We start from the raw sequence: 25,263 nt of genomic DNA, 5'->3' as shown, positions 1-25,263 counted from the left end.
ATAACTACTTAGATATCTTCAAATTAAAAAGAAAAGAGAGAACACTATCTTAAAATAGTCATTCTCTCTTTTTTCTCTATCTATGTTTCTTATATAATCCTAACTCATATAACCAAGCAAAAGTTTCTTTCTCCCATGACTCCTCATTATGAGCTCCCTCTACCATCATATGAGGATATACAGTAACTCCCTTTTGCGAAAAAATTCTGGTTACTATCATATTTTTTTCTGTTCCAACTGCTAGTTGTTTTTTAGTGTGAAACTCATATCTCCCCCAGCTAATATAAGCTTTTGTCTTTTTATGAATTTTAAATTTAGAAATATCATCTACTAATTTTTTAAAAACATGCTCATAAAAAGGAGATACACATATTCCCATTGAAAATATATCCGACCTAGCTGCAAGACCATATACTGACATTAAACCTCCCATTGAACTTCCACCTATTGCTGTATACTCTCTTTCAGGTTTAGTTGGAAATTTTTCATCTATATATGGTTTTAAAGTTTCACATATCCACTCTATAGTAGTTTTACCTAGTCCTGTAACTTCTCCAAAAAATTTGTCTTTAAAAGAGTATGGAGAAAATTCACAAAGTCTCATATTTCCTTCATGATTACACTCTAATCCTACCACTATAATTCTTTGATTATGAGTATCAAGAGCATCCTTTATTCCCCATGATTTTCCATATGTAGCATCTGAATCATTAAATAGATTGTGTCCATCAAACATATATATAACTGGAAATCTTTCATCTGGTTGTATATCATCTGGAAGGTATATATGTAGTGTTCTATGTAATTTAAAAGATTCAATATATATATTTTCTTTTAGTATCATATTTAACTCCTATACAACATATTGTAAAAAATAAGGGAATTGCACTTTCCACCAAGGCCAGTCATGATCTACATCATAACCCCAGAAATCTATCCAAACAGGAACTTGTAATCTGTCAAATTCCTTTTTTAAATCTCCAGTATCTTTTATACACTCCTCTTCCCATCTACCTAGTCCACAACATAGGATAATATCTGAATTTCTATATTTTCCTAAAAATTCATGGTTCCAAGACATATTTCTCATATAATCATTTGGAGAGTTTTCATAAATCATTCCATTGTTGTAATTTGGGAAGAAATATCCTGCATGATATAATCCACTTAAAGCTATTACTCCATCAAAAATATCTGGACAACGTAAGAAAAAGTTCAAAGCATGATAAGCCCCCATACTACAACCTGTTGTCATAAATTTACAGTTGTAATTTCCTGTTCTATCTCCATATATCTGCTTAAATTTAGGTATAGCTTCATCTACTATATATTTAAACCATCTATTATGTTGCTCTATTCTAGCTTCATAATTCTCTCCAAGCCTAGACCAAGATTCTCCATCTATACTATCTACACAAAATAGCATAATCTTCCCTTGATTTATATAGTCAGCAGCTGCATCTACCATTCCAAAATTATAGAAATCATAGAATCTTCCATCTTGAGCTGGAAAAACAACAATTGGTCTTCCACTATGTCCATATACTAAAAATTCCATCTCTCTTCCTAAATTATGGCTGTACTGTTTATAATGATTTACATGCATAAAACTCCCCCTAGTTACATCTTTTTTAAGTAAAAATCAATAAATTCCATAGCTTGCTCTTGCTCTGGAAATCTAGCTGTTAACATATCATTTCCCATAGCTCCAGATAAAACTTCAGGCATTCTCTCTTTCATTACAATATTATATTTATATCTATTTAATACTGTATCTATGCTATGAACATATCTATATCCATCTCTTCTTGCTGCATAAACACAACAATATGGTCTAGAATCTTTATTATAGAATCCTTTATTATAAGTTATCATATTTGCCCAAATTTGATATACATCTATATCATTTGCAAAGTTCATCATATCTGGTGTATATCCTCCAGGTGGACGCATATTTACCTCTAATCCTATAATATCCCCTTTATTTCCTAATCCTGGTTTATCTTCTAACAATCTAAAAAATTCACAATGGAAAAATCTACTATTAGTATCAAAAGTTTGTACTACTCTTCTTCCTGCTTCTTTTAAATCCTCTGGAATCTCTCTAAAAGAATAATACATAACATCCATTCCATTATTTACTATCTCCATTATTGGTACTGGATATGCATGAGCTGTCTCAAAAATAATCTCCCTATTTCTACCAGCTATTCCATCATAAGAAAGAAGCTCTCCATTGATAAATTCCTCCATGATATACTCCTCTTCTCCTAGATTATCATAGAAAAATTTCATCTCTCCTTCATCTCTTAATTTATAAGTAGCTGCTGCTCCAACTCCATTATTAGGTTTTACTACAACTGGAAATCCTACCATATCAGTAAATTTTTTCCCCTCTTCAAAAGTTGAAACCATATGGTACCTAGCTGTTTTAACTCCAGCTTTTTCATAAAACTCTTTCATTTTACTCTTATATTTTATTCCAGCTATCTTATCATTTTTTAAACCAGATGTAATATTAAAATCTGTACGAAGTTGTGCATCTCTTAATAACCAGTATTCATTATTTGATTCTAACCAATCAATTTTTCCATACTTAAAAGCAAAATAAGCACAAGCTCTGTACACTTCATCATAGTTTTCTAAAGAAGACACTTTATAATACTCATTTAATGATTCTTTTAACTCATCACTTAAAAAGTCATAATCAGCATCTCCTATTCCTAGAGTGTTAACTCCATTATTTTTTAATCCTCTACAAAAATTCCAATAACTTTTTGGAAAGTTTGGTGATATAAAAATAAAATTCATAAAATCCCCCCTATGTTTATGAATACTTAGTTATTAAATAAAAATATACCACAATTAAAAGATAATGTAAAGGATAACTTTCCTTTACACTATCCTAAGTTTCTCTTGATCCAATCTTTTCCTTCAACTATTCTTGTAACAAGCATAGCAGCAACTGTATCTCCAGTAGCATTTATCATAGTTGCTGGTGGGTCTACAAGATAACCAATAGTAGCAATTATTGGGAAAGCTTCTGCTGGGAAACCATACATAGTAACTATTAGCATCTCCCCTATAAGTCCTCCACCAGGAACACCTGACATTACCACTCCCCCTAATATAGAAAGAAGTAAAGCACTTGCATAAGTTCCAATTCCCTCAAAAGGAACATTAAAAATTCCAAATAGGAAAGAGATTTTTAAAATAGAACTAAAAACTGTTCCATCCATATGAGCAGTAGCTCCTATTGGTAAAACTATCTCTCTGATATCCTTAGGCACACCTATTTTTTTAGCAGCATCTAAGTTTACAGGAAGGGTAGCTATACTACTTTGAGTAGCTATTGAAGTAATAGCTGGAGATATTAGATTTTTCATAGCTCTCACTCCATCTTTTCCAGCAGATATATATCCATATATTGGGAACATCACTACAAAATATACTAAACAAAGTGGATAGTAGATTATCATAGCTCTTGTGTATGACCCTAATAACTCTTTTCCATACTCTCCAACAAGAGCAGCAAAATATGCCCCTAATCCTATTGGTGCATAGTACATCAATAGATTTATCATTTTTAAAAATACCTCTGCTAAAGCATCTAATCCATTAGATATTACTTTTCCCTTCTCTCCTACCATATTTACGCAAAGTCCAAATACTATAGAAAAAAGTATAAGTGGTAACATATTTTTTCTAGATATTAACTCTGGAAAATCTGTAACTGTAATAGCTTTTACAATTTGATCCCCTGTTTGAAATGGTTGAAGTGCCTCTGCAGTTGTAAGACTTAAATTAACTCCTTGAGCTGGTGGAAAAATATTTACTATTATTAAAATAATAACTGCAGCTACTGCACCTGTTGAAACAAATACTAAAATAAGGTTTTTTAATATACTTTTTAATCTAGTCATATCACTCATACTAGATATTGAACTACTAATTGTTACAAAGACTAATGGTACAACTATTGTAAACATTCCATTTATAAATAAATCTCCTAATGGTTTTAAAACCTTAGCTTTCTCTCCAAAATGAACCCCTATAAAACTTCCAATTATTATAGCTCCTATTAAGATTATAGAAAATCTATAAGCCTCCCAGATACTTTTTTTATTCACAATTCTTCCTCCTATTTTAAAAACTCTCCAGTGCAAATTGTTTCTGCACTACCTTTCATTATTACATTATATTCATTATCAAAAGTTACAAAAACCTCTCCACCCTCTGTGGTAAGTTTTACACTATTTCCTTTGATTTTTCCAAGTTTATGAGCTATAACAGCAGATGAACAGCACCCTGTTCCACAACCTAATGTTCTTGAAGCTCCCCTCTCCCAAGTCTTTATAATAATATTTTCATCATCTACTACTTGAATAAAATTTACATTAGTCTTTCTTGGAAAAATATCCATACTATACTCTATAGCTTTTCCTAATCTATCTATATCATAGTTATCATAGTCATCTACTAAAATCACAGTATGAGGTACTCCCATTAAAACAGATGAAATTTTTAACTTTTGTCCTTCTACCTCTATCTCTTTTTCTAAAATAATTTCACTATCTAATGTACAAGGAACAGAAGTGGCTCTAAAATCTGCTCTTCCCATATCCACTGATATATATTTTACCTCTTCACTCTCTAAAGTAAGATCTATATATTTTATTCCAGCATCAGTTTCTACTGAAAAACTCTTTTTTCTCACTACTCCATTATCATAGACAAATTTTGAAAAACATCTTATTCCATTCCCACACATCTCTCCTCTTGACCCATCAGAGTTATAATAATTCATCTTTATATCTGCAACTTTACTCTCCTCACAAGTCATAAGTCCATCTGCACCTATTCCAAAATGTCTATCACAAACTTTTTTCGCTGTACTACTTAAATCTAAATCTCTATACTCTAGTCCATTGACTAAGATAAAATCATTCCCTGCAGCTTGTAATTTTGAAAATCTCATATTCCCTCCTCTTTACCTATTTTAAATACCTCTAATATTGTAATAAAATTTCTCTGTTTTTCCTATTTCTCAAATTCTTTATTTTTTTGTTCATACTTTTTCAGAAAAAAACTATTTTTTTCAAGAGTTTTACTAAAAATACTATTCATTTTTGAAGAACTATAGCTCTATAGCCAAATCATTTCTTATTAAGTCTTCAAAACTCTCTCTTCTAATAGCTAAAGAGGCTTTTCCATTTTTTACAAATACCACTGCTGGTCTTGCTAATTTATTATAGTTGCTAGACATAGAGTAACCATAAGCTCCTGTAGTAGAAACTAATAGTAAATCTCCCTTTTCTCCCTTTGGTAAACTCTTTCCTTTTATAATTAAATCTCCAGACTCACAACATTTTCCAGCTACAGTTACCACTTCCCTCTCTTTTTCATCTAGTCTATTAGCTATAACTGCTTCATATTCAGCTTGATAAAGAGCAGGTCTTATATTATCTGTCATTCCTCCATCTATAAACATATATTTTACTCCACCATAAGTTTGTTTTATTCCCCCAACTGTATAAAGAGTACTTCCTGCATTTCCTACTATACTTCTTCCTGGTTCAATAGATACCTTCTCTATCTCTAATTTATGCTCATCTAAACTTTTCTCTATATGTTCTATCATACTTCTCATAAATTTCTCAATATCTACTTCTACATCATTTTCTGTATAGTATACTCCAAAACCTCCACCAAGATTTATCTCTGGAATTTTTATTCCTAAAGTATCAGCTATCTTTTTTGTTTCTACTACCATTGTTTCTATTCCTTCATGGAATGCTTTTGTATCAAAAATTTGAGAACCAATATGACAATGAAATCCTAAAAACTCTATATTTTTATCTTTTACAATTTTTTCTACTATTCCTACTAATTTCTCATCAAAAATTGATTCTCCAAATTTAGATGAATGTTTAGATGTTTTTATATACTCATGAGTATGAGCATCTATTCCAATATTTATTCTAAGCATAGCTTTTATTTTTTTATTTTTTTGAGCACACACATATGATAAATTTTCTATCTCTGTTTCATTATCTATGATTATACTCCCTATCCCATAGTCTACACACATCTCTAACTCTTCTAAAGTCTTATTATTTCCATGCATATGTACTCTTTTCATATCAAGTCCACTTACTTTTATTGTATATAGCTCTCCTCCTGATACTGCATCTATATCCATATCATATTTCTCTACTAATTGACACATAGCTTTTGCTAAAAATGCCTTTGACGCATAGACTATCTGTGTTTGAAATTTATCACTTTTAAAGTTTTCTTTATATTTTCTCATATTACTTTCTATTAGCTCTTGGTCCATTATATAAAGTGGTGTCCCATATTTTTGAGCTAACTCAGTAACCTTTACTCCCCCTATTGATAATACTCCCTGCTCATCTTTCATCGTTCCAAAAAATCTCATCTTTCTCCTCCACTTGTTCTATTTTCATTCTGTTATTTAATAATTTTTTAATAAAAAAAGATAGCTCCAAGTAAAATAGTTTTAATATCTCTCAATATTTTCTACTATTTACTCCTTGCTATCTTTTAACTTTTTTAATAAATTTTAAAATTTACAATATAAACTTAAGTACATTCTATAATTTTACTAATAGTTTTAGATAGCTCTCCATTGAAATATCAATGACAGTAAAACAGATATTATCTGAGTTACCAATAAAAATCCTTTGACTTTGATTTTTATTTCGGCAATCTCCCCTTTCATATCTCTTCATAGTTTGTCAAACTCTGAGATATTACTCTTGTCAATTGCACCTCTACCATTTTTCGTTATTATATAACATATGTTATTACAAGTAAAATATATTTTATATATACTTTTCTATTTTTTATAAATACTAATTACTCTTCCTAAGCTTTCACTCATATACTCTATATTTTCTTTACCATTAGCTATGGCATTCTCCAAGCTCTCTACCCTAGGAAGAATTGGAAGTATTGCTGTAAATCCATAATCATATAATACATCTATATCCTTCCCTATATTTCCAGCAAAAGCAATTACTGGAATATTATATTTTTGAGCCGTTTTAGCTACACCATATGGAGTTTTTCCAAATCTAGTCTGACCATCTATACTTCCCTCTCCTGTAATAATTAAATCTGCTCCTTGAAGTTTTTCTTCCAATTTACTATATTCTACAACTATATCTACACCTTTTTTTAGTTCTGCTGATAAAAATGCCATAAGCCCAGCTCCTAATCCACCAGCTGCTCCAGCTCCTGGAATATTTTCTACATCTTTTCCTATATCTCTTCTTATTATCTTTGCATAGTGTTTTAAATTTTTATCTAGTAACTCTCTTTGTTCCTCATTAGCTCCCTTTTGTTTTCCAAAAATATGAGAAGCTCCTGTTGGTCCAGTAAGAGGATTTTGTACATCACAAGCTACTATTATTTTTACATCTTTTAACCTATTATCTAAATTAGAGATATCTATCCTATCTAATTTTGATAGCTCTCCACCACCAAAACCTATTTCATTTCCATCTTTATCTAAAAGTTTTCCTCCCAATGCTTGTACCATTCCAGCACCACCATCATTAGTTGCACTTCCTCCTATTCCTATAAGAATAGTCTCTACATTTTTACTTAAAGCTGCCTTTATCAACTCTCCTGTTCCATAAGTTGTGGTTATTGTAGCATCTCTTTTTTCTTTTGGTACAAGCTCTAATCCACTGGCTGCTGCCATCTCAAGTATCGCTGTTTTTCCATCTCCAAGTATTCCAAATCTTGCATCTCTTTTCTCTCCTAATGGTCCCATTACCTCAACAGTATAAAATTTTCCATTTGTAGCATCTACTAATGATTGAGTTGTACCCTCTCCTCCATCAGCCATAGGTACATGGATACACTCTAAATTAGATATTACTTTTTTAAACCCTTTCTCTATTGCTATACAAGTTTCCTTTGCTGTCATACTCTCTTTAAATGAATCTGGTGCTAATACTATCTTCATCTTCTAACTCCTTTTTAAAATAACATTCCATAGATTATTGTTGATACAAATGTTAAAATCAATCCTATTAACGATTCAAATGGTATTAACGTTAATCTCTCTTTCATATCCATATTCACACTTCCTCCTGTTGCATGAAAGAAACTTCCATGTGGCAGATGGTCTAATACAGTTGCTCCTGAATGTATCATTGCTGCTGCATTTATTGGCTGTACACCTAAACTTAATATTGTTGGTCCAAATACTTGACTTGCAACAGCTGTTCCAGAAGTTGTTGAAGCTGTAGCTGCACACATTAAAATCCCTGAAAATGGTGCTAGTAAATAAGCAGGAGCCCCAGTTGTTGATAAAAAATTAGTTAATACTTCTTTTAATGCAGAGTTTGCTATTATTCCTGAAAGAGTTCCTGTTCCTATTAATAATATCGCTACCCCTATCATTTTCCCTAAACCAAATACACAATACTCATTGAAATGCTTTATTTTTCCCATAGCTAAGCATCCTATTGCCCCTCCTACAGGTAAAGCTATTAATGGATCAATGGAAATTCCTGCTATAGGTCTTAAAGCTAAAATAAATATTGCTACTATTGGTCCTATTATTGCACCTATAAAACTAGGTCTTTTTTCTAATTTTTTATCTCCTAAATCATTATCTAAAATTTGACTTCCTCTATTAGAAATAATTTTTGCTACAATTATAGTCACAACTATTCCAAATACTGCTGGAATAATCCCTGCAGTCATAACTGAAGTCAATGGAATTTTAAAAGCATCAGCTGCTGCTATAGCATTTGGATTAGGAGACATTATATTTCCTGCTTTTCCTCCACCTATCATAGCTACTAAAACTCCTGTTCTAGATAAGTTTGTTCTTTTAGCTATTGCCATTGCTATTGGTGCTACTGTTATTACAGATACATCTATAAATACTCCAACCATTGTAAGAATCATAGTTGATAATACTATCGCTACTATAGCTTTCGATTCTCCTAATTTTTCTATAATTGTCTCTGCAATTTTACTTGCAGCTCCAGTTTCTATTAAAACTCCTGCTAAAACACCTGCTGTTATTATTCTCAATATTGCTGGTATCATTCCCTGTGCCCCAGATATCATTAAGGAAACTGTTTGAGATACACTTGCTCCTCCTACTAATCCCCCGATTATTGAACCTAAAATTAACGAATATGCTGGATTTATTTTCTTTATAATTAAAACTATTGCCACAATAAGTCCAACAACTGCCCCTAACGCTGATACTGTTATCATAATTTCCCTCCTATTTTACTTATTTTTTTATATTTTTAGTACACTGTAAATTAATTTTATAGTTTTTTAGATAAAAAAACAATATTATAGATAACATATTTCAGCAACTATTTCACTATTTTTTTTATTATATATAACATTATTCTACTTTTAGCATAAAGGCTATTTTTAATTTAGTAAAATCATTATAATTTCTCATGTTCAAATCTGTTTTTTCATAAAGTTTATTTAATTTATATTGAAGAGTATTAACATGGATGAAAAGCTCTTTTGCTATTTTATTAAGAGAACCATTATACTTCTCATATAATAAAAAAATTATTTTATATTCTTCTATCTCCTTATTAGTGAGTTTTTTAAAAATTTTTTCTTTATATATTTGAGCCAAATTTTTTGTTATATTTTTTATAATTAACTCTAAATCAAGATCATCATAAAAAGTTATTTCATTTTTAGATTTTATTCCCCATTCTAGTGCCTCTACTCCCTCTTTATACGAATCTTTTAACTCTCCTATTTTTTCCTTTATTTTTCCTACCCCAAAACTTAAAAATTCTTTTTTATTAAATTCAGATAAAAGTTCTATAATTTTTTCTCTATCTTTATGAAAATCTAAAATTATAATAGTATTCTGATTAAGCATAGAGTATCCATTATATTTTTTTACTTTTATTCTTATTGGATCGTATATCTTTTTTATTGATTCTAAATCATAAATTTTTATAATTTTTCCTACAATTATAACTCCATTTTTTTTCTTTTCAATTTCTTCTAAAGTTTCTGAAAAAATAATCGGATTGTAAAGAAAACTATTTTGAAAAAGAAGGGTTTCTAAAAAAATTCTTTCCTTTTCACTTTCTTCTTCATTTCTTTTCAAAATCCAAGCTTCTTTAATTAAAATTTCTGACATTCTCTTGATAATTTGACCATACTTTTCAACTTCATTTGTTTCACCAGAAATTCCAATTACTCCTATTAATTCCCCATTAAAATTTAAAGGTAAATTTATTCCTTTTCTAGAACCTATATACTCTTCATCTCTATTAATTTTTATTATATCTTTTCTTAATATTACTTGTTTCCCCCCAGCATGATAAGTTCCAATTCTGGTTTCATCTGTACTAGCTATTATTATCCCATTACTATCTATAAAATTTAAATCTTTATCAATAATTTTTTTCATCTCAACCACAATGCTTTGAGCTAATTCTTTTGATATTTCCATCTTTCTTTCTCCTAATTAGATTCTTATTACTATATTTTATTCTAATTATTCTATCTTGACAAATTAATTTTTTTATCTTATACTACATGTATATACAACTATACAATTAATATTAGGAGGAGATTAATATGAAAAAAGAGTTTGTAGTAGCAATTGCAGGTGGAGGTAGTACTTGGACACCAGGATTATTAAAAGCACTTTGTAAAAGAAAAGAAACTTTTCCTTTAAAAAGAGTGGTACTATTTGATAATAATCCAGAAAGACAAGCGGTTATTGGAGAGTTTGCAAAGGTTTTATTTAAGGAAGAATATCCAAATTTAGATTTTGAATACACAACATCTCCTGAAGTAGCTTTTACTGGAGCTGATTTTGTATTCTGTCAAATTAGAACTGGTGGATATCCTATGAGGGAAAAAGATGAAAAAATTCCTCTAAGTTTAGGAGCTATTGGACAAGAAACTTGTGGTCCTGGAGGATTTGCCTATGGAATGAGATCAATAGGAGATATGATTAATCTTATCAACAATGTAAGAAAATATGCTCCAGAAGCTTGGTTTTTAAACTATACTAACCCTGCTGCAATAGTAGCTGATGCTTTAAAGAGAGCTTTTCCTAATGATAAGAAAATTTTAAATATCTGTGACCAACCTGTAAATCTTCTAAGGTCTTATGGAAGATTACTTAATATGAATCCTAATGAATTTGAACCTGTTTATTTTGGACTTAACCATTTCGGTTGGTTTACTAATATCTATGATAAAGAGGGAAATGATTTAGTTCCAAAACTAAAAGAGATTACGCTACAATCTGGGTTTAAACCTGCAGATGCTGAGCAAAGAGACCAATCTTGGCTAGATACATACGCTATGGTAAGGGATATGTTAGTAGATTTTCCAGACTATATGCCTAATACATACCTTCAATATTATTACTATCCAGAGTATAAAAGAGCTAAACTAAATCCAGAATTTACAAGGGCAAACGAGGTAATGAATGGAAGAGAAAAAAGAGTATTTGAAGAGTGTAGAGCTATTGTTAAAAGAGGAAGTATGGGAAATTCTAATGTAGTTCACAACGATGCCCATGGAGAGATGATAGTTGAAATAGCTGAATCAATAGCTTTCAATGAAAATAGAATCTATATAGTTATAGTACAAAATAATGGACTTATTTCTAATCTTGATGATGATGTAATGGTAGAGGTAGCAGCTAATCTTGGAATAAATGGACCAAGACCTTTTGGAGTAGGTAAGATAGGAACTTTCTATAAAGGACTTATTGAGCAACAATTTGCTTACGAAAGATTGACAGTAGAGGCTTGGTTTGAAGGTTCTTATGCTAAAGCTTTACAAGCACTTACTTTAAATAGAACTGTGGTAGATGCTAAAAAAGCTAGAAAAATTTTAGATGCCTTAATAGAAGCTAATAAAGATTATTGGCCAGTACTTAAATAATATGATACTATCTATATAGAGGTGATTAGTATGAATTATAAAGTTATAAATCTTTTACAAACTAGAGAGATAAGAATTTCTCTTACAAGAAGTGAAGAGGAACTGATGGATTTTATAGAGAAAAATTTTAAAGAGATTCCAAATTATTCAGCTATAAAACTTTGTGAAGAAGCTTACTCTTCTCAAGCTACTCTCAATAGAGTTTGTAAAAAATTGGGATTTAGAGGTTTTAGTGAATTAAAATTCTCAATTGAAGAGGATTTAAAACTTATGGAAAATTCAAAAAATAGTTATATTCACAATACAATCTACTATATAGATAATATAAATTTTGAAGAGATAGACAATATTATAAAAATTTTAAAAAACAATAGAAAAATTCTTTTATATGGGTTAGGAGCATCACAAATTACTGCTGCTTATTTCCAAAGACAACTTTTATATTTAGGATTTCAAGCTATTATGATAAGTGAAGAAAAGATGATGGAATCCTTTGATGATTTCATCATCTTTATAATCTCAAGTTCTGGAGAAACTCTTAGAGTTAAACATATAGCTAAAAATATGAAGGAATTAGGAAGAATTGTTATAGCTATAACTAAAAAAGATAGCTCTTTAGATGAAATTGTATCTTCCTCTTTTACTCACAATCTCTCAATAGATAAACTAAATGTAATTGCTAGAGAACAACAGCTTCATATGATCATTATGATAAATGAGTTAATAAATAGATTTCAAATTGGATAATTATCCCAAAAAATGGACTGAAGTATTTTTATCATCTATATTATAATATTCTTGAAGATATAACGATAGAAAAATATCAAAATAGAACAGGAGGATAAATGAATAGAGAGATAAAAATACTTATGCATACCCATTGGGATAGAGAATGGTATTTTACTAAAGATGAAACTCAAGTATTACTTAGAAACCATATGTTCCAAGTAATCGAGTTTTTGGAAGAGAATGAAGACATTATCTATATTTTAGATGGACAAAGTGTTATGCTAGATGACTTTATAGAATTTGCTCCTAAATGGAAAACTCGTGTAGAAAATCTAGTTAAAAGAGGTGCTCTAAGAGTTGGTCCTTGGTATACGCAAACAGACTTACTTCTAGTACATGGGGAATCAATTATAAGAAACCTTTATTATGGAATGAAAAAAGCTTTAGAATATGGAGATGTTATGAAAGTTGGATACGCTCCAGATACTTTTGGACACTCTTCTCAAATGCCACAAATTTATAAACAATTTGGAATAGAGAGTTCTTTTTTCTGGAGAGGATTTAGTGAATTAAAAGCTAAAAAATCTGACTTCATTTGGAAAGGAATAGATGGAAGTACAATATTTGGAATCAATCTTGCTACTGGATATCAAGGTGCTAAATATTTAGAGTCTGATATTGATGAATTAAAAGTTAGAATGGATAAAATTTTAAAAGTTTTAGATAACTATTCAGCTACATCTCAAAGGCTTATAATGAATGGACATGACCAGATGCCTATTCAAAAAAATATCCATGAAATTATGAATAAACTAAAAACTCTTTATCCTAATGACAGTGTTGAAATTACAGATTTTGAGTCATATGTAGATGGACTTAGAGATAAAAATTTAGAATTAGTAGAAGGAGAATTAGTTCATAGCAAACATGCTAGAATACATAGAACTATCAACTCTACAAGAATGGATATAAAATTATTAAATACTGAATTAGAGTATAAAATCTATAATATTCTTGAACCATTAGCTATAATGGGAACAGAATTAAAAATAGATTATCCTCATGAAATATTTGAAAAATGTTTAAAAACACTTTTTGGGACTCATGCTCATGATAGCATTGGAGGATGTAATTCAGATTCAGTTAACCAAGATATAAAGCAACGTCTTTTACAAGTTAAAGAGATAGTAGATACTCAAATAGAGTTATATATGAGACTTATCTCTCTAGCTGGAAAAAATAGTAATGAAAATATAATTACAATGTATAACTGCCTACCATATAAAAGAGAAAAAGAAAGAGTAGAGCTTGAGTTTATTACTAGAACAAGTGATTTCAAAATTTTCTTAGATAACAAAGAGGTAGATTATCTATTACTAGAGCAAGAGATCACTGACGCTGGTCTAATAGATAGACAGGTAGCTGCTAGACTTTTAGATATAAAAGTATTTAAGAGTAGAGTATCTTTTGTAGTAGATAGTATTGATGGTTTAGAAGTAAAATATCTAACTTATAAAGAGGGAGAAAATTATGCACTTCTTAATAAAATAACCAAAGAGAATTCAATAGAAAACTCTTTATATAAGTTAGAGATAAAAGATAATAAATTAAATCTTTTCAATAAAACTACTGGTGAATATTTAGAAGATGTCTTCTATATAGAAACTAGTGGAGATGGAGGAGATAGTTATGATTACTCTCCACCTTATACTGATATTGTATTTAATAGTAAAAATTCTACTATAAAAAATATCAAAGCTCTTAAAGGAAAAGATGAAGAGATACTTTTCTATACATTAGAATTTAATCTACCTAAAAATCAAAATTCAAGGGATAACAACAAAATAGATACAACTGTTGAATTTTTAGTTGAGATATCTTTAAATACCAGTGAGTTAGTAAATGTAAAAATCAAACATAAAAACTCTGTAGAGGATACAAGATTTAGAGCTGTATTAAATACTCAAATAAAAACTGATAGAGTAGAATCAGACTCTCATCTATGTGTTGTAAATAAACCTGTATTCTTTGAAAAAGAATTAAGTATTTGGAAAGAGGATAAATGGGCTGAAAAACCTGTTTCAATAGAGACATTTAACTCATATGTATCTTTAAAAGAGGAGAAAAAAGAGGGAACATTCTTTGCCTATGGATTAAAAGAGTATGAGGTTGTAGATGGAAATATCTATATTACTCTATTTAGAACTTTCTCTCATCTAGGAAAAAGAGAGCTAATCAATAGACCTGGTAGACCATCAGGAATAGAGATTCCTACTCCAGATAATCAACTTAAAGATATAGAGTTTAATTTTAATTTAGCTTTCTCTTTTATAAGAAAAGAAAAAAATAATAGTCAAAGAGCTAAAGAATTCTTAACTCCAGTACTTGCTTATCAATTAAAAGAATTCAATAGATTTAACTTAAACTCTCCTAGTACTCTAAAGAAAATTGATAAAAAATATAATTTAGAGTTAGGAAACTGTGTTGTGAGTGCTATCAATATGAGTGAAGATGACAAATATATCTTTGTTAGAATTTTCAATCCAAGTTCAGAGATTGAAACATTAAAATTTGATAGAACAGTTTATCTAAGCAGTATGTTCCAAGAAAAACTTGAAAAACTTGAAACTTATTCTATAAAATCTCAAGAGATTTTAAATCTATTAATAGAAAAATAATATTTTGGTGGGGGTTATTATGCAAGAATTAAAAAAGAATTTACAAAGCTTTGGAAAAACTTTACTTTTTCCAATTTCAATACTATCTTTTATGGCTATATTTTTAGGGTTATCTGCAGCACTTCAAAATCCTAATATTATAAAATTTATTCCATTTCTTCAAGGAAGTGGAATACAAAATTTTCTAGGGTTTATTAGAAAATTAGCTGGTATTCCTTTCGGACAACTTCCTTTACTTTTTGCTATGGCTATTCCTTTAGGAATGGTTAAAAGAGATAAAGAGGTTGCTGTATATTCATCTGTAGTTGGGTATGTTGCTCTTTTAGTTGGTATGAACTATCTATTAGGATTACAAGGATATAATCCTACTACTACTTCTATAAAATATTTAGTAGAAACTAAAGGAATGACAGAGGTAGAAGCTACACTACACAATTCACTTTTTACAAATGTATTAGGTATATTTGTATATAATATGAATGTTATTGGTGGTATTATTGCTGGAGTTTTTGGAGTTATCTTACATAATAAATTTAGACAGGTAGAGTTACATCCATCTCTTACTTTCTATAGTGGAAAAAGATTTGTTCCTATTATCACAGCTTTAATTATGCCTTTTATTGGTATGGTATTAGTATTTATTTGGCCTGTTATCAATAATATCATAATGAAATTTGGTAGTATAATTGCCAACTTAAATATCCTTGGGGTTTTCCTATATGGATTCTTAGAAAAAGCCATCAATCCTACTGGATTACATCATATTTTAAATCAAGCATTTAGATTTACAGCTCTAGGAGGAATGGAAACAGTTGCTGGACAAACTCAAGTGGGAGCATTAAATATTTACTTTGCTCAACTTGAAAATCATCTACCATTCTCTACTCACGCTACACAATATCTTGCTCAAGGTAAGATATTACATATGGTATTTGGAATGCCTGCTGCTGTATTTGCCATATATAAATGTGCTCTTCCTCAATATAGAGAGAAAGTAATTAGATACTTCTTACCTGGAGTTACTGCGGTTATATTAACAGGTATCACTGAACCAATTGAATTTACATATATATTTATCTCTCCAGCTCTATGGTTAATAAACTCTGTACTTGCTGGATTAGCATTTATGATTCCAGCTATGTTCGGAGCTGCTATTGGAAATATTCAAGGGGGAATAATTGACTGGTTTGTATTTGGAACTTTACAAGGAACAAGTACTAAATGGTATATCTATCTTTTCTTAGGACCTATGTTCGCTGTAACTTACTATTTTATCTACAGTTTCATTATCAATAAATTCAATGTTATGACTATTGGTAAAAGTGCTAGTGACTTTGAAGAGGTAGAAGAGAAATCAGAAAATACTACTTCATCACAAACAAACTCTCAAGAAAATAGTTTAGGTGCTGACATAGTAGCTGGACTAGGAGGAATAGATAATATAGTTGACGTAGATAACTGTATCTCAAGATTAAGAGTTGAAATTAAAGATAAAAGTAAAGTTAATCAAGAGTTAATTAAAAAATCTAAACCAAACGGAATAATTATTCCAGATGACCACAATGTACATATTGTTTATGGTGGTAGAGTAACTAAAATGAGAAACTTAGTAGATGACTATCTATTTTCTAAAAAATAAAATTTTCAAGTTAAATATAAGTTGGATTTTCATTTTTTTAAAAAAGTTTCTAATTCTATTTCATAAAAATGAAATTAATAAAAAACAACTGTTCCTAAATAGCTAAAATGGCTATCTAGATTGGATAAGTTATAGAAGGATTTAAAGAGGTTATAGATACATGTTTTTTACCTATGTATTTATACCTCTTTTCTTTTGAATAGGTCTTAAAATTGATTTTAGAGCTTCGTTTTTCTATACTTTTTTAGTCAGCATAAAGTTTAAACCTATATTTCTTTTGATTATAAAAAATTGTAGAGTACTCTAATACTTGTCCACCCTTTAAATAAGTAATACACTCTGCTAAAAGAATAGGCTCATTTCTTTTAAGATGTAAAGAAGAGGCTACATAATCATCTGGAATCTCTGCAGATATCTCTCTATCACTGTCACTTATCTCTAAGCCTTGACTTCTTACATATTCAAATTTTGAGCTCATTAAATCCTTTCTAGTGAGATTTGGAAGAAGAGAAATGGCTATATAACTTTGTTCAAATACAGCCGGAGTATCATCTATCTGTCTGATTCTTTCCATATACCATACATCTTCATTTTCATCTATACCTAAAAGTTTTGCTAACTTTTTATCAGCCTTTCTTCTTTCTAAAATAGGTACAATATTTTTAGGAATCAATCCCATCTCTTTTACCTTTTGAGTAAATCCTCTCAATCTATTAAGAGGCAACTCTATCTTTTTTTCTTTTCCTATAACAAATGTTCCTTTTCCTTTTACTCTCTCTAGAAATCCTTTTATTGTTAAATTATCTATCGCTTTTTTAGCTGTCATTCTACTTATAGAGTAATTTTTAGAAAGTTCATTTTCAGAAGGAATAATATCTCCAACTTTTAACTCTCCACTCTCTATCATCTCTAGTAATAAATTTTCTAGTTGCACATATAAAGGAATCAGAGAATTTTTATCTAACATCTTTTCCACCCTTTTCTTTTTAGTATATCATAAATTTTATAAAAATAGTATTTCAAAATTAATGTTCCTCATTTCTTTACACTCCCATTAGAAAGTGATATAATACTAGTAAAATAGAGAAAAGGAGAAGAATATGGGGATAAATAAAGAACTTACACCTAAAAAAATTGTAGAAGAATTAAATAAGTATATAATTTCACAAGATGAAGCTAAAAAAAATGTAGCTATATCTTTAAGAAACAGAGATAGAAGAAAAATGATAGAGGATGAAAATTTAAGAAAAGAGATTACTCCAAAAAATATTATCCTGATAGGTTCTACTGGAGTAGGTAAAACTGAGATAGCTAGAAGAATTGCTAAAATAGCCAATGCTCCTTTCTTAAAAGTTGAAGCTACAAAATATACAGAGGTTGGATATGTAGGAAAAGATGTAGAGAGTATTATAAAAGATTTAGTAGCTCTTACATATAGAAAAATGAAAGAGGAAAAATATGGGCTATTAAAATTATCATCTCTTGATGCAGCTATTGAAAGAGTAGCTAAAATTTTAAAACCTTATGACACTTTAAACGATGAAGATAAAGAAATTATAAAAAAAGAGTTAGCTGAAGGAAAATATGACCATACTGAAATTGAAATAGATAGACCTAAAAAAGATAATGATATTCCTATTATTGAAGTAATATCTGGTAGTGAAGATATCGGTGGACTTGTTGATCAGATGATGTCTACTCTTCCTGGAAAATTAAAAAAGATGACTACTTCTGTTCTAAATGCTCTAAATTTATTTTTAGAAGAAGAGGTTGAGAAAAAAATAGATTTAGAAGCTCTCGCTCAAGAGGTAGTAGAAAATGTAGAAAATAATGGAATTATCTTTATTGATGAGATAGATAAGATAACTGAAAGAGAGGGAAGTGGCAAGGGCGATGTTTCTAGGCAAGGAGTGCAGAGAGATATCCTACCTATAGTAGAGGGAAGTACTGTAATGACAAAATATGGTCCTGTAAGAACAGACCACATACTATTTATTGCTGCTGGAGCTTTCTCTCAAAGTTCTCCATCTGACCTTATGCCAGAGTTACAAGGTAGATTTCCTATTAGAGTAAAATTGCAAAATCTTGAAAAAGAGGATTTTGTAAAAATTCTTACTGAAGTAGAGTATAATCTATTAGAACAATATAAAGCTATGTTAAGTGTCGATAATGTAGAACTTACCTTTACAAAGGGAGCTATTGAAAAAATAGCTGAAATAACTGCTATTCAAAATGAGAAAATAGAAAATATAGGTGCTAGAAGACTTGCTTCTGTTGTAGAAGAATTACTAAGAGATATTATGTTTGAGGCTCCTTACAAAGAAAAGAAAAAAATCAGCATAGATATCAACTTTGTTAAAAAAGTATTGAAAAAAGAAATCGAAGAGGAAAGTTTAGACAAATTTATATTGTAGTAAATTTGTTTAAATTGTAATATAATAACATTCGTAATTTTATAAAATTCATATTTCAGATAAAAAAAATAAAAAAATTTTATTTTTCTGAAACTATGTCACACAATTGACACAATAAAATGGTATTATAATTACATAAAATCTTTCCCCAAGATGTTTTATATAGTGAGAAAAGGGCTTGGTTATTCCAAGCCCTTTTCTTATTATATATAAACAAAAATATAATATCAAATATTATATTTTTAGTTCTTTTATACTATCTATAACTGCAGTTGGTTGATACTCGCTATTTATTAAATCCTCTCTTTTAGCTTCTCCAGTAAGTACTAATACAGTGTCACAACCATTTTCTTGTCCACAAGCTATATCTGTATATAGTCTATCTCCCACTATTATAACTTTATCTTTTGAAACACTGTTTTTTTCTAAACAATAATCAAAAATTTCGTGATAAGGCTTTCCTAAGAATTTAGGTACTCTTCTAGTTGAATAGGAAATCATCTTTGCTATACTTCCACAATCTGGATAAAAAATTCCATCTTCTACTGGATAAACCATATCTGAGTTAGCTCCTATATAAGTCATCTCTGGGTCTTGTAATAATTTACAAACTGTTTTTATTTTTTCATAATTAAGTTCACTATCCAATCCTAAAACTACAGCATCTATATTGTATTTTCCATCAATCTTTTTAGGGGTTTCAACTACAATAAGTCCCATCTCTTTTAACATCTCTTTAAACTTTTCAGTTCCCAATACATATATTGCTCTTTTATTTTTCTTTAATAGATATTTTCCTGTTATATATCCTGCTGTTACTATCTCCTCTTCTGTCACAGCTATTCCTAATTTTGCTAATTTTTCTACATATTGCATTCTTGTTCTAGATGAATTATTTGTAAAAATTACTAATTTTTTTCCTTGCTCTCTTATCTTATTAATTGCTTCTATTGCTCCATCAATAACTTGATTTCCTAATATTAATGTTCCATCTAAATCGAATAAATATAACTCTTTATCTTCCATTTTTCTTTCCTTCTTTCTTTATTATATAGTTTTATTTTAAATTGTCTATGTTAATTTAAAATAAAAAATATGTTAAATATTTGTAAAAAAAAGAGGCTAATATAATCTTCAAAATTATAATAACCTCTATTTTTATTTAAACTATTTTCTTTCCGTGATACTCTTTAGCAGGAATAAGATTAGATATCTCATTTAAATTATCCTTAGTAACTTTTCCAGCTACTATGATGATTATATCTTCTCCAGCTTCTTTTATCATCTCTCTCAAAATATTTTCCCCTTCTAATGCTGTTTCCTTTGTCCCAGAAGTAAGTATTCTATTCACTCCTAAGTTTGCTAATTTTTTTACTTCTGTCACAGGATTTTCTAACTCATCTATTGCTTTATGAAAAGTTATAGACATTGGTTTAGCTAAATCTATCATATCTTTGATAGCATCATAATTGATAGTATTATCTCTATTTAGTGCTCCTATTACTACTCCCTTTACTCCTAACTCTTTACAAATCTTAATATCCTCTTTCATAATCTCTATCTCCTCAGGAGTATAGTAAAAATCTCCTCCTCTTGGTCTAATAATTACAAAAGCTGGAATATTCAATTTTTCAACTACCATTTTTATTGTTCCATAAGATGGAGTAGTTCCTCCTTCAGTTAAATTATCACAAAGCTCTACTCTCTCTGCTCCTAACTCTTGAGCTTCAAGAGCCTCTAAAAAACTTCCTATACATTTTTCCCTTATCATAAACGCCTCCTTTAAATATACTCACTCAATCTAAGTACAGCCTTAGCATAAATTTCTATTCCTATTTTTAACATATTCAAATCCATACACTCATCAAAACTATGTGGATTTCCTTTAAATTCTTTATAATTAGGTCCAAAAGCTACTGTGTTAGGCATAAGTTTAGCATAAGTTCCTCCACCTAAAGCTGCTGGTTCCTCATCTCTTCCTGTTATCTCTCTATATGTGTCTTGTAAAGTTTTAACTAATACTGAATCTTTTGAAAAATATAGTGTTGGATTATGATTCTCCTTAAAGAAAATTACTCTATTTTCTTTAGCCCTTTTACCTAATGTTTCATCTAAAATTTTCTCTGTAGTTGATACTGGATATCTAATATTAAATTTTACAGATATAAAATCATCTATTCTTTTAGTTATTCCTGCACTAATAGTCAAATCTCCAGTTTCTTTATTTTCACTTTCAATTCCTAATAATTTTCCATCTGTTGTTTCTCCAACATAATTTGACATAAATTTAGCAAATTTTTTCAAAGAATCATCTTCTTCTAAAATCTCATTTAAAAATAGATACATTCCTAAGATAGAATTTATACCTCTCTCTGGCGAACTTGCATGAGCTGCTTTACCATCAATAAAAACTTCTACTTTATCTCCATTATTTTTTACATTAAAACTACATTTTGATATTTTGCCTACACTTTCTAACCCCTTATCTAATCTTGGAAGAATCGAGTTTTTAAATACTATTCTTCCTAACTCTGGAACTACATTTGATCTTGTACCAGCTTCTATCTCTAATACTTCTGTTTTATTCCAATTTATCATCTTTCTAAAGGAAAAAGTATATATTCCCTTTTCAGAAAAAATTACTGGAAATCTTCCATCTGGGGTAAAAGCATATTTAGGAGCCTTTTCACAAGCAAGATAGTATTTTATATCCTCATCTCCACTCTCCTCATTTGTTCCAAAAATTATTCTAACTCTTTTATTAAAACCAGGGTTCTCTTCTAATATAGCTTTTATAGAGTAAAGAGAAGAAATAATAGGTCCTTTATTATCAATAGCTCCTCTAGCTATCAATAGATTATCTCTTATCTCTCCACCATAAGGATTAACACTCCACTTAGAAATATCTCCCTCTGGAACTACATCTATGTGTCCTAATATAGCAATATACTCATCTCCCTCTCCAATCTCTGCATAACCTACATAGTTATCTAAATTTTTAACTCTGAATCCCAATTTTTTAGCTATCTCTAGAGTCTTCTCTAAACCATATTTTAAGTTTTTTCCAAAAGGAGCATCTCCTGTAGCTTTTTCCTTAACTGTTTTTATCTTTATTATCTCTACTATATCTGATAATATCTTCTCAAAGTTATTCTCAATATATTCTTTTATCATAATACCTCCCTCTAAAAAGAAAGAGGTTATTGCAAAACTTTATACAACAACCTCTTTATAATTAATATATTATCCCATCAATCCAAGAGCAAAGTCTAAAACTTTATCTCCTCTCATCATTCCATAATCAACAGTATTGATTACCTCTACTTTTTTTCCAACTGTAGCTGCTATCTTCTCTAGCTCAGCTTTTTTATATTTTACTTGAGGTCCTAATAGAAAAACATCGTAAGTATCTAAGTTCTCTTGAAATTTTTCAAGTCCAATAGCTTTTATTTCAACTTCTATTCCTTTTTTCTCTGCTGCTTCTGTCATCTTCTTAACCATTAAACTTGTTGACATCCCAGCTGCACAAAGTAATAATATTTTTTTCATAATTAAACACTCTCCTTAAAATTATTCCTCTGAATTTGTTTCCTCTTCCTTCTTAGCTGCCTTATCTAAGATTCTTAAAAATGGCAGATATATCATTGCACCTATTATCAGATTAACTATTTGCATAATAGAACCAGAGATATCCCCTACTGTTAAAAATCCACTAATCACGGCTGGAGTAGGCCATGGGAAAGCTATTCCAATTGGTCTAGAAACAATTCCTATTGTCATAGCTATATATTGAGTAGTTACCATTACTAATGGAATAATATTAAAAGGAATTAACATTATAGGATTTAATATTATAGGTAATCCAAATAATACTGGTTCATTAATATTAAATAGTCCTGGTACAGCTCCAATCTCTCCTACTGCTCTTATATGTTTACTCTTAGCAAAAATAATTATAGCTAGTAGTAATGATAGAGTAGCTCCAGCTCCTCCCATCCATATCATATCAAAGAATTGTTCTGTTATAACATGTGGTAATGGTTGACCAGCTTGCATAGCAGCTATATTTTCCACTTGATTCTCTAACCAGAAAGGTCTTACTATTCCATTTACCATAGAACCACTATTGATACCTACTGACCATAAAACTGATATAGCTAAAACAGTAAACATTGAACCTATATAAGAAGTTCCCAGTGATTTTAATGGTACAGCTAAAACTTTATATACAAAATCATGAATTGTTCCAAAAGATGTATGCTCCATTCCCACTCTTAAAAGTAATGCTAATGTTAATATTACAGCACCTGGAATAAGAGCTTCAAAAGATCTAATTACTTCAGGTGGAACTCCCTCAGGCATTTTTACTAAGATATTTTTTTGAATAAAAAATCTAAATATTATAACTGTTGCCACACCTATTAACATAGCTATAAACATTCCTTTACTTCCTAACCACTCAAATGTTATAACATTTCCAAACTCTGCTGTTTTTCCTAGTGGAGTAAGAATTAAAAATGATGCCATTGATAAAAGTCCTACTGCTATACTATCTAAGTCAAATTGTTTAGCTAGTTGTTGAGCTACTAAAAAAGATATATATACAGCCAACATTGAGAATGTAGTATTTACAGGGATATCAAATATATCTTTCCAATTTTCTCCAAGTAAGCTTGCCATACCTCTTTGATAAGCTGGTAATGGAAAAGCTTGAATCATTAAAAATAAAGACCCTATCATAAGAAGTGGCATTAACATTATAAATGCTCTTCTAATTCCATTAATATATTTATTTTGCTCAATCCAAGCAGCAACTGGTACTAATTTTTCTTCTAATATGCTGATTAATCTATTCATTTGTCCTCCCTATATTATATAATTATTCTATTGGTTTTTGAATACTTTTTTTATACTCTTCCATATACTCTTGAGAAATAGCCTCTATTTTTACGTTTCTAGTTCCTTCAATTGGATTAGCAATGTAGACTTGTGGTTTTTCATCAGAAGTAGCTGCTGCAAAAGTAAATTCTACATTTGTTCCTATTCCCCACTCACCTTTATTATTTAGTGCTATTATAGAAATTGCCCCAGCATGACCCCTTCTCTTTTTTAATTCTTCAGTAAAATCCATTACTGCTCCTTGAGCCGCCTCTTGTGGATGCTCTCCTTTTTTCATTCTTTGTACTACTTCATAAGATAGACATCCCTTCATAATATCTTCTCCAAGTCCTGTAGCTGCTGCTCCACCAATATCATTATTTACATAGAAACCTGATCCAGAAACAGGTGAATCTCCTACTCTACCTCTTTTCTTCATAAATAATCCACTTGTAGAAGTTGCCGCTGCCATATCACTCTCTTTATCTAGAGCTATCATACATACAGTATCATGTCCATCATATGGAGAAAGATTTTTTTCATAGATCTCCTTTTTTCTTTTCTCCCAAGTTTTTTTAGCTCTCTCTGTTAACATATTTTGCCTAACAAAACCATTTTTATGTGCATAAGCTTCTGCACCTGCTCCCACTAAAAATATATTAAATTTATCTTCACTTAATTTCCTAGCAATAGAAACAGGATTTTTATAATCTCTTATTCCAGCAACAGCACCAATAGAAAGAGTTTTTCCATCCATAAAAGCTGCATCTAACTCAACTTCACAATCTTCATTTGGAAGTCCTCCATAACCTACTGATTTATAAAATGGATAATCCTCTACTTGCATAATTGCTTTTTCTACAGCATCTTGACATTTTCCTTTTTCATTTAATATTTCAGCCCCTAGTTTTATAGCATCTCCTGCCATCCTCCAAGTAGCTATCATACCCCATTCTCTTTTCATTTATCATTCCTC

Annotated in this window: 21 protein-coding genes and 1 riboswitch; of the genes, 5 read left to right on the top strand and 16 right to left on the bottom strand. The window is 29.8% G+C overall.

What is annotated here, in order from left to right:
- Positions 1-76 precede the first annotated feature (76 nt).
- From FMAG_RS10555 to FMAG_RS10515, 9 genes are all read right to left on the bottom strand, one after another.
- Positions 77-844: an alpha/beta hydrolase gene (locus FMAG_RS10555; RefSeq protein ID WP_005886549.1), complete on the bottom strand. Its 768-nt coding sequence runs from the start codon at positions 842-844 to the stop codon at positions 77-79.
- Positions 845-853: 9 nt separating this feature from the next.
- Positions 854-1,606: an esterase family protein gene (locus FMAG_RS10550; RefSeq protein ID WP_005886548.1), complete on the bottom strand. Its 753-nt coding sequence runs from the start codon at positions 1,604-1,606 to the stop codon at positions 854-856.
- 14 nt (positions 1,607-1,620) lie between these two features.
- Positions 1,621-2,811, bottom strand: coding sequence for an ATP-grasp domain-containing protein (locus FMAG_RS10545; RefSeq protein WP_005886547.1), 1,191 nt, complete (start codon positions 2,809-2,811; stop codon positions 1,621-1,623).
- An 89-nt stretch (positions 2,812-2,900) separates the two neighbouring features.
- Positions 2,901-4,130 (bottom strand): dicarboxylate/amino acid:cation symporter, encoded by a 1,230-nt coding sequence (locus FMAG_RS10540; protein ID WP_005886545.1) that lies wholly within the window; start codon positions 4,128-4,130, stop codon positions 2,901-2,903.
- 11 nt (positions 4,131-4,141) lie between these two features.
- Positions 4,142-4,978, bottom strand: a complete 837-nt coding sequence (dapF, locus tag FMAG_RS10535) for a diaminopimelate epimerase (protein WP_005886543.1) — start codon at positions 4,976-4,978, stop codon at positions 4,142-4,144.
- Between the two features lie 159 nt (positions 4,979-5,137).
- The gene (lysA, locus tag FMAG_RS10530) at positions 5,138-6,442 is read right to left on the bottom strand and encodes a diaminopimelate decarboxylase (protein ID WP_005886541.1); all 1,305 of its coding nucleotides are present in this window, start codon (positions 6,440-6,442) and stop codon (positions 5,138-5,140) included.
- A gap of 192 nt (positions 6,443-6,634) precedes the next feature.
- Positions 6,635-6,808, bottom strand: a riboswitch (Lysine riboswitch).
- 54 nt (positions 6,809-6,862) lie between these two features.
- On the bottom strand, positions 6,863-7,999 hold the full coding sequence (locus tag FMAG_RS10525; protein WP_005886539.1) for a glycerate kinase family protein: 1,137 nt from the start codon (positions 7,997-7,999) through the stop codon (positions 6,863-6,865).
- 14 nt (positions 8,000-8,013) lie between these two features.
- Positions 8,014-9,270: a GntP family permease gene (locus FMAG_RS10520; RefSeq protein WP_005886536.1), complete on the bottom strand. Its 1,257-nt coding sequence runs from the start codon at positions 9,268-9,270 to the stop codon at positions 8,014-8,016.
- A gap of 139 nt (positions 9,271-9,409) precedes the next feature.
- Positions 9,410-10,495 carry a CdaR family transcriptional regulator gene (locus FMAG_RS10515; protein ID WP_005886534.1) on the bottom strand — a complete coding sequence of 362 codons (1,086 nt, stop codon included), beginning with the start codon at positions 10,493-10,495 and terminating at the stop codon, positions 9,410-9,412.
- A 128-nt stretch (positions 10,496-10,623) separates the two neighbouring features.
- Between FMAG_RS10515 and FMAG_RS10510 the strand changes: the two genes are divergently transcribed.
- The 4 genes from FMAG_RS10510 (at position 10,624) to FMAG_RS10495 (ending at position 16,995) form a co-directional block, all read left to right on the top strand.
- Positions 10,624-11,949, top strand: coding sequence for a 6-phospho-alpha-glucosidase (locus FMAG_RS10510; RefSeq protein ID WP_005886532.1), 1,326 nt, complete (start codon positions 10,624-10,626; stop codon positions 11,947-11,949).
- Positions 11,950-11,979: 30 nt separating this feature from the next.
- Entirely contained in the window at positions 11,980-12,696 is a 717-nt protein-coding gene (locus tag FMAG_RS10505) for a MurR/RpiR family transcriptional regulator (protein WP_005886530.1), read from the top strand.
- A gap of 98 nt (positions 12,697-12,794) precedes the next feature.
- Positions 12,795-15,356: a glycoside hydrolase family 38 N-terminal domain-containing protein gene (locus FMAG_RS10500; RefSeq protein ID WP_005886528.1), complete on the top strand. Its 2,562-nt coding sequence runs from the start codon at positions 12,795-12,797 to the stop codon at positions 15,354-15,356.
- A gap of 19 nt (positions 15,357-15,375) precedes the next feature.
- Positions 15,376-16,995 carry a PTS transporter subunit EIIC gene (locus FMAG_RS10495; RefSeq protein ID WP_005886526.1) on the top strand — a complete coding sequence of 540 codons (1,620 nt, stop codon included), beginning with the start codon at positions 15,376-15,378 and terminating at the stop codon, positions 16,993-16,995.
- Positions 16,996-17,239: 244 nt separating this feature from the next.
- On the opposite strand, the gene FMAG_RS10490 is transcribed toward FMAG_RS10495, so the two are convergent.
- The gene (locus FMAG_RS10490; protein WP_005886524.1) at positions 17,240-17,962 is read right to left on the bottom strand and encodes a GntR family transcriptional regulator; all 723 of its coding nucleotides are present in this window, start codon (positions 17,960-17,962) and stop codon (positions 17,240-17,242) included.
- 133 nt (positions 17,963-18,095) lie between these two features.
- Between FMAG_RS10490 and hslU the strand changes: the two genes are divergently transcribed.
- On the top strand, positions 18,096-19,409 hold the full coding sequence (hslU, locus tag FMAG_RS10485; RefSeq protein ID WP_005886522.1) for an ATP-dependent protease ATPase subunit HslU: 1,314 nt from the start codon (positions 18,096-18,098) through the stop codon (positions 19,407-19,409).
- 234 nt (positions 19,410-19,643) lie between these two features.
- Here the strand turns inward: hslU and FMAG_RS10480 are convergent, their stop codons facing one another.
- The 6 genes from FMAG_RS10480 to FMAG_RS10455 all read right to left on the bottom strand — a co-directional run bounded on the left by FMAG_RS10480 (position 19,644) and on the right by FMAG_RS10455 (position 25,251).
- Positions 19,644-20,435, bottom strand: coding sequence for an HAD-IIA family hydrolase (locus FMAG_RS10480; protein WP_005886520.1), 792 nt, complete (start codon positions 20,433-20,435; stop codon positions 19,644-19,646).
- A 136-nt stretch (positions 20,436-20,571) separates the two neighbouring features.
- Complete coding sequence (locus FMAG_RS10475; protein WP_005886518.1) at positions 20,572-21,180, bottom strand: copper homeostasis protein CutC; 609 nt, start codon at positions 21,178-21,180, stop codon at positions 20,572-20,574.
- Between the two features lie 11 nt (positions 21,181-21,191).
- Entirely contained in the window at positions 21,192-22,583 is a 1,392-nt protein-coding gene (locus FMAG_RS10470; protein WP_005886516.1) for a Sapep family Mn(2+)-dependent dipeptidase, read from the bottom strand.
- 69 nt (positions 22,584-22,652) lie between these two features.
- On the bottom strand, positions 22,653-22,958 hold the full coding sequence (locus FMAG_RS10465; RefSeq protein WP_005886513.1) for a PTS sugar transporter subunit IIB: 306 nt from the start codon (positions 22,956-22,958) through the stop codon (positions 22,653-22,655).
- Between the two features lie 21 nt (positions 22,959-22,979).
- On the bottom strand, positions 22,980-24,266 hold the full coding sequence (locus FMAG_RS10460) for a PTS sugar transporter subunit IIC (protein ID WP_005886511.1): 1,287 nt from the start codon (positions 24,264-24,266) through the stop codon (positions 22,980-22,982).
- Positions 24,267-24,288: 22 nt separating this feature from the next.
- A complete protein-coding gene (locus FMAG_RS10455; protein WP_005886509.1) occupies positions 24,289-25,251 on the bottom strand; it encodes a N(4)-(beta-N-acetylglucosaminyl)-L-asparaginase in 963 nt (320 codons plus the stop codon).
- Positions 25,252-25,263: the final 12 nt, after the last annotated feature.

It is taken from the genome of Fusobacterium mortiferum ATCC 9817, assembly GCF_000158195.2.
Classification (GTDB): domain Bacteria; phylum Fusobacteriota; class Fusobacteriia; order Fusobacteriales; family Fusobacteriaceae; genus Fusobacterium_A; species Fusobacterium_A mortiferum.
This window is presented reverse-complemented; position numbering and strand designations above follow the sequence as displayed.

Coding starts and splice junctions, on each gene's coding strand:
- FMAG_RS10555 (WP_005886549.1), bottom strand. CDS start 844: ATGATACTAAAAGAAAATATATATATTGAATCTTTTAAATTACATAGA.
- FMAG_RS10550 (WP_005886548.1), bottom strand. CDS start 1,606: ATGCATGTAAATCATTATAAACAGTACAGCCATAATTTAGGAAGAGAG.
- FMAG_RS10545 (WP_005886547.1), bottom strand. CDS start 2,811: ATGAATTTTATTTTTATATCACCAAACTTTCCAAAAAGTTATTGGAAT.
- dapF (WP_005886543.1), bottom strand. CDS start 4,978: ATGAGATTTTCAAAATTACAAGCTGCAGGGAATGATTTTATCTTAGTC.
- lysA (WP_005886541.1), bottom strand. CDS start 6,442: ATGAGATTTTTTGGAACGATGAAAGATGAGCAGGGAGTATTATCAATA.
- FMAG_RS10525 (WP_005886539.1), bottom strand. CDS start 7,999: ATGAAGATAGTATTAGCACCAGATTCATTTAAAGAGAGTATGACAGCA.
- FMAG_RS10520 (WP_005886536.1), bottom strand. CDS start 9,270: ATGATAACAGTATCAGCGTTAGGGGCAGTTGTTGGACTTATTGTGGCA.
- FMAG_RS10515 (WP_005886534.1), bottom strand. CDS start 10,495: ATGGAAATATCAAAAGAATTAGCTCAAAGCATTGTGGTTGAGATGAAA.
- FMAG_RS10510 (WP_005886532.1), top strand. CDS start 10,624: ATGAAAAAAGAGTTTGTAGTAGCAATTGCAGGTGGAGGTAGTACTTGG.
- FMAG_RS10505 (WP_005886530.1), top strand. CDS start 11,980: ATGAATTATAAAGTTATAAATCTTTTACAAACTAGAGAGATAAGAATT.
- FMAG_RS10500 (WP_005886528.1), top strand. CDS start 12,795: ATGAATAGAGAGATAAAAATACTTATGCATACCCATTGGGATAGAGAA.
- FMAG_RS10495 (WP_005886526.1), top strand. CDS start 15,376: ATGCAAGAATTAAAAAAGAATTTACAAAGCTTTGGAAAAACTTTACTT.
- FMAG_RS10490 (WP_005886524.1), bottom strand. CDS start 17,962: ATGTTAGATAAAAATTCTCTGATTCCTTTATATGTGCAACTAGAAAAT.
- hslU (WP_005886522.1), top strand. CDS start 18,096: ATGGGGATAAATAAAGAACTTACACCTAAAAAAATTGTAGAAGAATTA.
- FMAG_RS10480 (WP_005886520.1), bottom strand. CDS start 20,435: ATGGAAGATAAAGAGTTATATTTATTCGATTTAGATGGAACATTAATA.
- FMAG_RS10475 (WP_005886518.1), bottom strand. CDS start 21,180: ATGATAAGGGAAAAATGTATAGGAAGTTTTTTAGAGGCTCTTGAAGCT.
- FMAG_RS10470 (WP_005886516.1), bottom strand. CDS start 22,583: ATGATAAAAGAATATATTGAGAATAACTTTGAGAAGATATTATCAGAT.
- FMAG_RS10465 (WP_005886513.1), bottom strand. CDS start 22,958: ATGAAAAAAATATTATTACTTTGTGCAGCTGGGATGTCAACAAGTTTA.
- FMAG_RS10460 (WP_005886511.1), bottom strand. CDS start 24,266: ATGAATAGATTAATCAGCATATTAGAAGAAAAATTAGTACCAGTTGCT.
- FMAG_RS10455 (WP_005886509.1), bottom strand. CDS start 25,251: ATGAAAAGAGAATGGGGTATGATAGCTACTTGGAGGATGGCAGGAGAT.